Source organism: Nitritalea halalkaliphila LW7 (genome assembly GCF_000265075.1).
GTDB lineage: Bacteria > Bacteroidota > Bacteroidia > Cytophagales > Cyclobacteriaceae > Nitritalea > Nitritalea halalkaliphila.
The window spans coordinates 1-806 of the sequence record NZ_AJYA01000120.1 but is presented as its reverse complement, the minus strand read 5'-3'; the positions used below and the strand labels follow the sequence as shown (position 1 = coordinate 806).

Genomic DNA, 806 nt, shown 5'->3' with positions numbered 1-806 from the left:
CATGGGAGGAAGCCTGGTAGGTGAAGAAGTAGTTTGGAGCCTAGGAGAACTAGCTGCAGGCGCAAGTGTGACCTTGACCTTAGAGGTGATGGTACCGGCGAATGTGGCGATGGGTACTGTGATCAGTAATATGGCGCAGGCCGCTAGTCCAGACGATGTGAATAGTCCGGTGAACAGTAATGGAGTAGATGTTACGGTAGAGACCTTAGCGAATCTGGCCATTATGAAGCGTTCGGATACATCGGTGGCGATTGCAGGTGAGAACTTGGCGTACACGATCACGGTGACGAATAATGGACCAAGTGATGCACAAGAGGTGGTGGTAACGGATCCGATTCCGGTAGGCACCAGCTTTGTAAGTGCAGACATGGGTGGTATGCTTTCCAATGGCCTTGTGACTTGGAATGTGGGTACTATCCCAGCAGGCGAGACGGTGACCTTAAGCTTGGTGGTGCTGGTAGATGCGAACCTAGCAGATGGAACGATTATCTCGAATATCGCAAGGGTAGAGAGTCCTACGGATCCAGACACACCGAAAGAGTCTGATCCAGACGAGACGCCAGTGGACAACGGAAATCGTGCGATGCTGATGTTAGAGAAGTCGGCTCCGATGACCGTGATTGCGGGTAACAACTTGACCTATAGCTTCACGCTGACGAATACGGGAGCGGGACCAGCGCGCAATGTTGAAGTACGCGACCGCATTCCAGCAGGAGTGAACTTTGTGTCGGCCTCCATGGGAGGAAGCCTGGTAGGTGAAGAAGTAGTTTGGAGCCTAGGAGAACTAGCTGCAGGCGCAAGTGTGA

General features: G+C 52.6%; 1 protein-coding gene. It reads left to right on the top strand.

Annotation, left to right across the window (positions count from 1 at the left end):
* Positions 1 to 806: DUF11 domain-containing protein (locus A3SI_RS16715; protein ID WP_009057878.1), on the top strand; the 806-nt coding region annotated here is incomplete at both ends.